This window comes from Paraburkholderia sp. RCC_158, from assembly GCF_041355255.1.
Taxonomy (GTDB): Bacteria; Pseudomonadota; Gammaproteobacteria; order Burkholderiales; family Burkholderiaceae; genus Paraburkholderia; species Paraburkholderia graminis.
Genome location: NZ_JBFUPM010000038.1, coordinates 19,904 through 28,583 on the forward strand (window position 1 = coordinate 19,904; position 8,680 = coordinate 28,583).

Annotated in this window: 10 protein-coding genes and 1 pseudogene; all 11 read right to left on the minus strand. The window is 60.6% G+C overall.

The features are described from left to right. Positions 1-774: 774 nt before the first annotated feature. Positions 775-2,172: an ATP-binding protein gene (locus tag AB6809_RS34615; RefSeq protein ID WP_371028366.1), complete on the minus strand. Its 1,398-nt coding sequence runs from the start codon at positions 2,170-2,172 to the stop codon at positions 775-777. Continuing rightward, complete coding sequence (locus tag AB6809_RS34620; RefSeq protein ID WP_371028367.1) at positions 2,148-2,813, minus strand: response regulator transcription factor; 666 nt, start codon at positions 2,811-2,813, stop codon at positions 2,148-2,150. Before AB6809_RS34620 ends, AB6809_RS34615 begins: the two co-directional genes overlap by 25 nt. A gap of 22 nt (positions 2,814-2,835) precedes the next feature. Next, positions 2,836-3,594 (minus strand): hypothetical protein, encoded by a 759-nt coding sequence (locus tag AB6809_RS34625; RefSeq protein WP_371028368.1) that lies wholly within the window; start codon positions 3,592-3,594, stop codon positions 2,836-2,838. Positions 3,595-3,610: 16 nt separating this feature from the next. Further along, the gene (locus AB6809_RS34630) at positions 3,611-4,063 is read right to left on the minus strand and encodes a hypothetical protein (protein ID WP_371028369.1); all 453 of its coding nucleotides are present in this window, start codon (positions 4,061-4,063) and stop codon (positions 3,611-3,613) included. Between the two features lie 28 nt (positions 4,064-4,091). Beyond that, positions 4,092-4,874, minus strand: coding sequence for a hypothetical protein (locus AB6809_RS34635; protein WP_371028370.1), 783 nt, complete (start codon positions 4,872-4,874; stop codon positions 4,092-4,094). Between the two features lie 69 nt (positions 4,875-4,943). Continuing rightward, a complete protein-coding gene (locus tag AB6809_RS34640; protein ID WP_371028371.1) occupies positions 4,944-5,540 on the minus strand; it encodes an undecaprenyl-diphosphatase in 597 nt (198 codons plus the stop codon). A 56-nt stretch (positions 5,541-5,596) separates the two neighbouring features. Beyond that, positions 5,597-5,932, minus strand: coding sequence for a PepSY domain-containing protein (locus AB6809_RS34645; RefSeq protein ID WP_371028372.1), 336 nt, complete (start codon positions 5,930-5,932; stop codon positions 5,597-5,599). Between the two features lie 304 nt (positions 5,933-6,236). After that, positions 6,237-7,073: an FTR1 family protein gene (locus AB6809_RS34650; RefSeq protein WP_371028373.1), complete on the minus strand. Its 837-nt coding sequence runs from the start codon at positions 7,071-7,073 to the stop codon at positions 6,237-6,239. Between the two features lie 14 nt (positions 7,074-7,087). Further along, positions 7,088-7,426, minus strand: coding sequence for a cupredoxin domain-containing protein (locus tag AB6809_RS34655; RefSeq protein ID WP_371028377.1), 339 nt, complete (start codon positions 7,424-7,426; stop codon positions 7,088-7,090). 210 nt (positions 7,427-7,636) lie between these two features. Next, positions 7,637-7,744: pseudogene (locus tag AB6809_RS34660) on the minus strand (hypothetical protein); the annotation flags it as partial. A 270-nt stretch (positions 7,745-8,014) separates the two neighbouring features. Beyond that, the gene (locus AB6809_RS34665; protein ID WP_371028374.1) at positions 8,015-8,464 is read right to left on the minus strand and encodes a DUF5329 domain-containing protein; all 450 of its coding nucleotides are present in this window, start codon (positions 8,462-8,464) and stop codon (positions 8,015-8,017) included. Positions 8,465-8,680: the final 216 nt, after the last annotated feature.

Here is an 8,680-nt window from a genome sequence, read left to right on the forward strand (position 1 = left end):
TAGCCAGCCACACTGCTTACGAGCCTGACGACAAATGACCTCATGGTTGGTGGCGCTAGCAGAGGAAGCTCCGGCAGTACTGTAGAAGTACCTATTGCATGACGCAATCACTCGTGACTGCGAAATGTCACATCAAACTCACGTTTCTCTGCAATCAACCGGAGCACTTCTGTCATGCCCGTGACCGTGCCCTGCGGGCAAGGATCGAAACGCAAAACTGATACCAGGTTCGATCGTTCGCCAGTGGGTTGATTACAAAGGCCGTCGTTGAACGGCGAGACGCGCGTCTCTGCGTTTCCAGAAAACTGTCCAATGGACTCTCCGGATTGTCGGACTTGCATCCGCCCAGATGAGCGCTGTCTATGCATGGGGCGAGCCGTTCCCGGCGCGTTCCGTTTGCACCTGGCGTACGCGCCCATACCGCTGGCGTGATGCCGGGTTGTGCCGACCGTACGGCAATGCCGGGGCGGCTGTAGCCGCCGCCAATGTTGTCGCATAACGCGAAGTCCGCCGCCGACAGGGTGGCCGGCCCGACAATTCGCTGTCGTCGTCCGGAAACGCAAACAATTGAAAGCGTTCTGCGGCGGTGAGTAGCTCCCTGCGGGCAAGATTCACCTGGTCGAGCGGACATACGAACGCCAGCAGTGCGTTGAGTCGCGGCCGCTTCCGGCGAGCTGGCGCGTGGCATTCTGCTCGGACGTATTGACCCGCACATGGCCGGCACCCTGACGGTTCACGACGGACTTCGGGTGAAGATACAGGCTTTCCCGGACGTCAGATGCGGTGTGGACTGGACTGTGTTTTTACTGCCTGCGACGGGTCAGCCACGGGAATGCGGACAGTAACGCTCAAGCCGGCTTGCTTTGTGTCGTCGGAGAAGCCTAGCCGGATTTCCGCGCCGATGAGGTTTGCAATCGTCTGGACGATCGAGAGGCCGAGGCCCGAACCGGTCTGCTCACTACCGAGCGTGCGGTAGAAGCGATCAAACACCCTGTCCCGCTCGGCCAGGGGGATACCGGGGCCGTTGTCCTTGATGTGCAGTACGGCGCACCGTTGCGCCGTAGTCACCGAGAGATCGACCCGGCCACCCTCCGGTGTGTAGCGGATGGCGTTATCAACCAGGTTCTTGACCATGGCGATCATGTCCAGCTCGCTGACCCACACATGGGCGTCCTGGGTTCCCTCCATCCCGATGTCGATGTGCCTGGCTTCTGCAAGTGGCATGAGGTCTTCCAGCACGCGACGGCAGGTGCCCTGGAGCGATACTGATGACCTCGGCAACGCGGTAGGCGACTGTGCCCTGGCCAGTGTCAGGAGTTGATCCAGCAGGCTGCGGCCGCGCTCGATGCCTTGGCGCAGTACCACCAGGTATGCACGCGCCTGGCTGGACATTTCCGCTTCTGCCAGCCTCTCCGCTTGCAGCGACATGGCGGTCAGTGGCGAACGCAGCTCGTGCGCGGCGTCCGCCACGAAACGGCGCTGGGTGTCCATTGCCCTGTCCATCCGGCCAAGCAAGCGGTTAATCGCCACGGCAAATGGACGCACTTCGCTGGGGAGGTGGCTAGCTTCAATGGGGTGTAATTCCTGTTCGGCACGCTGGTCGATTTCCGCGGAAAGCGCGGCAATCGGCCTGAACATCTTGCGTACCAGGTCGGCAACGATCAGAAGCAGAACCGGCACGAGGATCAGGAAGGGCGTGACAGTACGCAACGCACTGTCGCGTGCGATTTCATTGCGGAAACCGGACTCCTGGGCCACGGCAATACGTTCGCCGGCGGCGTTTGTCCTGACCAGCACCCGGAACGTCTCGCCGCCAATCTCTAGCGTGTGCAGACCATCGGTCAGTGTTGTCTGGAGGGGGAGCGTTCCGCCGGCATCAACGCTTGCCGCCGATGGACTGCCATCGCCCAGGCGCTGGACGATCACACGCGATTCCTCATCGGTATCGTTCAGACGGGCGCCGGTGTCTGCCGGAACGGACGATATGCGCTGCTGGTCCATCAATCTTGCGACCTGGCGCAAGACGTCATCCTGCAACTCGTGCGCTTCATCGAAGGCGGACAGAAACGAGAAGACGCCGGCAACGACGGCAACAACGAAGATCGCCAGAGACAGGGTGAAGGACAGCTTGAACTGGACCGATCCGCTCAGGCGTTTTTTGAGACCATCCATCCCACTCCCCTGACATTCTTGATGATCTCGCTGCCAAGCTTGCGCCGCAACGCGTGGATCAGGAACTCGACGGCATTGCTCTCGACCTCTTCTCCCCAGCCGTAGATACGATCCTCCAGCTCGCGACGAGACAGGATCGCCCCCGGCCGAATCAGCAAGGCTTGCAGCAGCGAGAACTCGCGGTTGGACAGCTGCACCGACGGGCCGCCGTCGACGCTGGCTTCTTTCGTGGCCGGATCAAGCGACACCGTCCCATTGCCGAGAACAGGCGCGGCGCTCCCGCCCTTGCGCCGCAGCACTGCACGCATCCGGGCCAGCAGCTCCGCCATGTCAAAGGGTTTGAGCACGTAATCGTCGGCCCCGCCGTCCAGCCCACACAGGCGGTCATCCAGGCCATCGCGCGCCGAGATGATGAGCAAGGGGATCGGGTTGTCCCTGGCGCGGATGCTGGTCAGCACCTCCAGTCCATCCTTTCCTGGCAGGCCCAGATCGAGCAACACCAGGTCATAGTGCTGGCAAGCCATTGTGGTGAGCGCAGTCTGCCCATCCTTCACCCAGTCAGCGGCATAGGACGCATCCTTCAATGCGCCCTGAATGGCATCACCGATCATGGGATCGTCTTCGACCAGCAATACCCGCATCCCCCCTCCTTTCAATCGTTGCTCAATGCGTCGTCCTGGCCGCCCGCTGCCTGAACAGCAAGATCGCCGTCAGCATGAAAGCAAGGAGCGTGGCCGATGCCGAATAGCGGCTCAGCGCCAGACCACCCGCGCTCAGCGGCTTGTCCAGAAAGTCACCGACCACAGCGCCCAGCGGACGGGTCAGGATGATCGCCGCCCAGAACAGCAGCGTGCGGGACACGCCAGTCCAGTAGTAGGCCGCCACGACCAAGGCGAGCAACCCGCTGAACACGGCGGTCGCGCCCGTGTAGCCGAAGCCCGCCGTATCAGCCGTCCAGTCACCCAACGCCGTGCCCAGCGTCTCGGAGAACATGATCGTCAGCCAGTAGAAGGCTTCCGCCCTGGGCGAGCTGACAGTGCTCACCGACACAGAGCCGAGGGTGCGATGCCAGACGAATAGGGAGCCGAGCAGCAAGGTCAGTAGCAAGGTCGAACCGCCAGCGTACCCGATTCCAAGCGAACGATCCGCAAAATCGGCCAGCGTCGTGCCGACCGTGGTAGTGGCGATGATGGTGGTCCAGTACAGGAAGGGATGGAAACCTTTCGCCTTAACCTGTGCGATTACGGCGGCCAGGAAGATCGCCGCGAAGATGCCGGTGCCGACCAGATACCCCAGGTGCATGGACATCGAGACGGCATCGCCGCCGGTTTCGCCAAGCGTAGTGGCGGCAATCTTGATGAGCCAGAAGCCCATCGTAACTTCGGGCACTTTGGTCAGAGCGTGTTCAGTGGATGTTTTCATGCGGGACACTCGCTCATCAGGCCTTGCCTTGCATCGTGTCGAAGTCTGCGAGTAAGTTGGTCATAGCCGCCTTGCAATCAGCCTGGTTCGGCGAGTCGGCACGCAGGGCGGCCAACGCCTTGTCGATGGCTTTATCGAGCACATGCCAGTCGCTGGCGGCTCGCGGTTTCAATCCGGCCTCGGCCGAATCCCAGGCGACCTCAAGATCCTTGATGCGGGTCTTGGCGGCGGGTAGATCGTCCTTCTCAACGATGGCGGCTACGTCAGCGGCGATGCTGCGGAAGGCTGATAGGTCGCCCAGTTTCGAGGCAGTTTTGCCCTGCGGTGCCGAGGCAGTCTGGGCCGGTGTGCCAGGTGCTGCGCTCGCGTTGCTCTGATCGGCTGGTTTGGAACAACCAGCCGCCAGGGCCAGGAGCACGACTGCCGACACGGCGGCCACAGGACGAGCGATAGAGTGCTGCATAGGCATGATTTCTCCTTGAAAGTTAGAAAGAGGGTTAATCGGCGCGCTGGGCAGAGCGGCTTGCGTTGATGCCGATCTGTGCGACGGCTACGAGCATGATGATCACCGAGAGAAACAGGGCGCTTGTCCACATGGCACCCATGCCGACGCCGCCATAGGTCTTGGCCTGCGTCAGGAGATCGCCGAGCGTGGCCCCGAAGGGACGGGTCAGTACGTAGGCGATCCAGAAGGTCAGCACGGCGTTGCCGCCCATGCGCCAAGCTGCATAGGTGACGCCGATCAGCGCACCGAAAGCCACCGCGCCCCAGGTAAAGCCCAGGCCCAATGCCTCGGTAGCCAGGTCGCCAGCAGCGGTGCCCAGCGCAAACGTGCAGAGGATGGCCGCCCAGTAGAACCGCTCCCGGCTGCGCGTCACGATGTCATGGATGGACAGCGTGCGCTCGACCCGATACCAGACGAAGAAGATCGCGGAGAGCGCCACGGCGAACGCCGAAGTGCTGATGTACAGGCTGACGCCCAGGCCATCGGTCAACAGGTCGGTGATCTCGGTGCCCACCACGCTGACGAGCACCACCGTCAGCCAGTAAAGCCAGGGGGTGAAGCGGCGAGTGCGCAACTGCGTGAACAAGGCGGCTGCCAGCAAGGCGGCCATGACGGTGCGAGTTACACCCTGGCCAAAGCCCGCGTTGACCGCCAGGAAGTCCGCCCCCGTCTCGCCCACTGTGGTGGACATGATCTTGATGATCCAGAACGACAGCGTGACTTCGGGGACTTTGCTGAGCCAACCTGTGAAGCTAGTAGCGGGCATTTTGTTCATGGCGTTTTCCTGCCGGTGTGAAAGGGCTGGCCGCTAGTCTGGCCAGACAGACTTAGCCCGGCCATAGGCTTACTCGCGCACCCATCCCCGCGCGATCAGCCTGCCGAAAACCCGGTGATGGATGCCGGTGGCAAGTCGGTAGACAGATCCCAGATACCAGCCCGCGCCATACAATGTCAGCCAGGCGCTGAACGCGGCCACTGTGATGGCTCCGACCATGTCGATGGGGAAATGGACTCCCAGATAGATGCGGGCCCAGGCGATGGGTACGCCCAATGCGGCCAATACGACGCCCGAGCGTTGCACTCTTGGCTGAAGCAGGAAGCTGAGGGCGACTGCCCACCACAGCGTCAGGTGGTCGCTCGGAAAGGACGAATCGGCGGCATGGGGAATGAGGGTATGGCCCAGACCGATCATGAAAGGCCGTGGATGCGTCCAGACGAAGCCGATGAGCTGATTGATGAGCAACCCCGTCAGACCCGATGCCCATGCAACGAGCATCGTTTTCCGAATGCCCTCGTTACCGCGCAACCAGCCGATGCCGATCAGGGCCGGGATGATCCAGATGAACCATTCCGCGAAGAAAGTGGCCAGCGTCACTACGAAGGCGTTCGAGTGTTCGGGCGCGTTAAGCCACAGAAAGACTGTTTGGTTGAGATGTTCCATGGGGTCTCCGGGCCGGATCACCGCTCGGCGGGCGATCCGGTCACATTGGCGGAAGGTCAGTCTTGCCTGTCGTGGTCGTCATCGTGGTCCGCCTTGTCCTCGGCAGACGAGACCACCGTGCCCTTGTCAGCATCGATCCGAACATCGAAGAGCTTGGCACCACTGATGACTTCCACGTCGTAGACCCAGCCTTGTTTCGAGTTCTCATACTCGGCGCGCGACGCCTTGCCATTGGCGTGCTGCTCGGCAACGGTTACTGCCTGACTGAGCGGGATTTTGGCGTTGGTGATCGCCAGTGCGTCGCTTTCCATGCCGCCGTTGGCGGCGTAGGCGACCGCGCCCGTTGCAGCGATGGCGATGGCCAGGAGGGAAAGTTTCGTATAGCGGTACATGATGCTTCTCCGGAACAGCGCAGGGATTTGCGCGGTGGAGAAGGTACACAGGAAGACTTAGCCCGTACTGAGCCGGGCCGTGGCCTTTATCGCCGCGAGGGGAGGTAATGGCGCAGCGTGCGGTGAGCATACGCCAGAGTGGAGAGGTCGTAGCTTGAGCCCCGCGACGAGCCGCAACCATTGTGTGTTGAGCAGTTTGGTGCTGTGCTCGATGTTCCGGTATCCACGTGATGGTCTTTTTGTCGTCAGACGCGCACTAGGTAGTGTGAACCGCGTGCTATTGAACGGCGGCCGAAGAACGTGACTACGCAGGCTGCCGTGGCTGCCCGGCAGCGCCTTGTCGACGCCCCACTCCGCGAGCGAGAAGAGCGATGATGACCAGAGTCGCCAGATAGGCGACAATCTGAATGCCGGCCGGACGCGCCGTATAGCCAATGAGTGTGTGCAGCATCTTGCCGATAACGCTGCTTTCCTTGAGCAGCCAAGAGGTGTCCCACACCGTGTCACCCCACGATGGCAGGAGACCGGCGGACACGAGATAACCGACGCCCTGGCTCGCCATACCTGCTGCAAGCAAGATAATCAATGCGTTGGTTACGGAGAAAAGGCGCCTCAGCGGAACCTGCAGAAGGCCCGCATACATGGCGGCGCCGAGACCGACACCGCCGACGATACCCAGCAACCCGCCCATAATCATCTGGGGCGTCTGCCCAAGGTCTCCAGCCGCAATGCCATACAGGAACAGGACTGCCTCGGAGCCCTCGCGCAGCACCGCGACACCGACAACAATCGCTAGGCCAGTAAGCGGTCTGCTGCCTGCCGCGACGGCCTTGCCCACTGCCGCAATCTGCTGCGCCATCTCTCGACTGTGCTTGCCCATCCATATGCTGTGCCACGCAAGCATGACCACCGCAACGAGCATCACGCAGGCGTTGAACACTTCCTGGCCCATGCCCGACGCCCATGACGAAATGACATCAGCGAATATGGCGATGAGGCCCGCGCCGACAATCCCGCCCAGTAATCCACCGCTGACCCACCATCCCCGGTTGAGGACTCCTTTAGTGGCCGCCAGCACGATTGACACGACGAGCGCGGCTTCAAGGACCTCGCGGAAGACGATGAGAGCAGTAGATAGCATGATGTCGTGAGCGATTACTTGACGGTCAGATGGGCTTTCGATTCCGTTTCGTGATACTCGTCGTGGAACTCGTACGTCCCTGCCTTTAGCGGTCCGATGACGATGTCAACCTGCTTGCCAGCCGGAATCACCTTTTCAGCCTTGAAGTCATCGCTTTCAAATTCGGCTGGAGTCGAATCAAGGTTCTTCACCGCGACCTTCACTTTCTTGCCTGCAGGGATTGTCAGGTCGGCCGGCGAGAACTTGTGGTCCTTTAGCGTCAGGCTATATGACTCTTCCGCAGCGACGACATTGGCTGCTTGAGTGCAGATGAGAGCACAGGCAAGAGCGATGAAGGTACGTGTTGTTTTCATAAGGTATCGACTGGTTTGTAATAGATGGTAATAGAATTGATAATAGGAGCTATTTGCATCTGCGGTCAAGTATTCCCCAATCGTTGCAGACGTGGCGCTCCAATGGAACAGCCCCCCAGAAAGTCCAGACACACTCTCCCACTTACAACAGCGGGCCGCCGCGCCCTTCACAAATGCAAGAGACGGGTCCCATCGTCCCGCAATGTCTAGAAACCCGAGTACCTTGGCTGGACGGGCCATGCCCGAGACCATCAGCCCGACGCCAAACGAAAGCCGGAAAGTAGTGCGGTGAGCAATCTGTAGCGACTCACTGCGCATTGCATGCTGCCGTATCGGATGCGCCTTTGGCTCGTGAGTTCTTGTGCGGCTTTCGCGTGGGCGGCATTGTCGTATGAGAATTCTTTTGACATGGATGTCGCACCGCCGGTATTTCTTGAATTCGGCGCATTCATCCCTGCACCGCCCTGGCCGGCACCGTTTGCATCACCAACGCCTGCCCCGCCCCGTGCCGACACTGGTGCCACCGCCGCCATTTCCGCCACCACCTGGGGGCGTCGGCGTCGTCGGGCGTCCCGTCTGCAGATTAACTCAAGGGTGCTCCAACGCCGCAGGCCCCGACGTCGAATCTGAACCGCCAGGCCGCGCACCGCGCAGCGATTGCAGCTGCTTTGTCAGCCACGTCGCAGACGGCTCTCCTGGCCCGTTGCCGCACTTGACCACATACGGCTTTCCGCTAACGCTACTTCTGGTCGCAGCAAGTTCGATAAACTGCTCAGTGTTTTGCAGCGCGGTGCGGCTTTCAATGTAGTGGAGCTTGGCAAGCATGTGCGACTTTGCTTCGATGCCTGAATACCAGGTGCCGTTACGGTTGAACCCGCAGCCCGAAGTCTCAAGGCGATTGAGCAGGGAATTGATTTCGGCCTGGACGACGGGCCGAGCCTCGCCTGCCTCTGTTGTTATCGTCATGCCGACAGCGATTGCGATGAGCGCAATGCGAGTGCCTTGTAAGAACGTTGAGGTATACCGCGAACGGCTCATGAGAGCATCCCCGTCTTGTCATCACAACTATTGTCCATTTTTTAGGCGTATTGGGAAACACAATAGCGGCTCCTGTCCTGTCTGAAGCGTGCGCATTGCTCGCCGTGCATTTCCACACACGATGTGCAGCATGAGAGGTGGTGTCAAACGCAATCTCAAGTTGATACAGCTTCGGACGCAAACGCAATTTGAATTTGATACACCTGCGTATACGGT

Bases quoted from the DNA above. Each gene is read 5' to 3' on its own strand.
- AB6809_RS34615 (WP_371028366.1), bottom strand. From the start codon at position 2,172: ATGGATGGTCTCAAAAAACGCCTGAGCGGATCGGTCCAGTTCAAGCTG.
- AB6809_RS34620 (WP_371028367.1), bottom strand. From the start codon at position 2,813: ATGCGGGTATTGCTGGTCGAAGACGATCCCATGATCGGTGATGCCATT.
- AB6809_RS34625 (WP_371028368.1), bottom strand. From the start codon at position 3,594: ATGAAAACATCCACTGAACACGCTCTGACCAAAGTGCCCGAAGTTACG.
- AB6809_RS34630 (WP_371028369.1), bottom strand. From the start codon at position 4,063: ATGCCTATGCAGCACTCTATCGCTCGTCCTGTGGCCGCCGTGTCGGCA.
- AB6809_RS34635 (WP_371028370.1), bottom strand. From the start codon at position 4,874: ATGAACAAAATGCCCGCTACTAGCTTCACAGGTTGGCTCAGCAAAGTC.
- AB6809_RS34640 (WP_371028371.1), bottom strand. From the start codon at position 5,540: ATGGAACATCTCAACCAAACAGTCTTTCTGTGGCTTAACGCGCCCGAA.
- AB6809_RS34645 (WP_371028372.1), bottom strand. From the start codon at position 5,932: ATGTACCGCTATACGAAACTTTCCCTCCTGGCCATCGCCATCGCTGCA.
- AB6809_RS34650 (WP_371028373.1), bottom strand. From the start codon at position 7,073: ATGCTATCTACTGCTCTCATCGTCTTCCGCGAGGTCCTTGAAGCCGCG.
- AB6809_RS34655 (WP_371028377.1), bottom strand. From the start codon at position 7,426: ATGAAAACAACACGTACCTTCATCGCTCTTGCCTGTGCTCTCATCTGC.
- AB6809_RS34665 (WP_371028374.1), bottom strand. From the start codon at position 8,464: ATGAGCCGTTCGCGGTATACCTCAACGTTCTTACAAGGCACTCGCATT.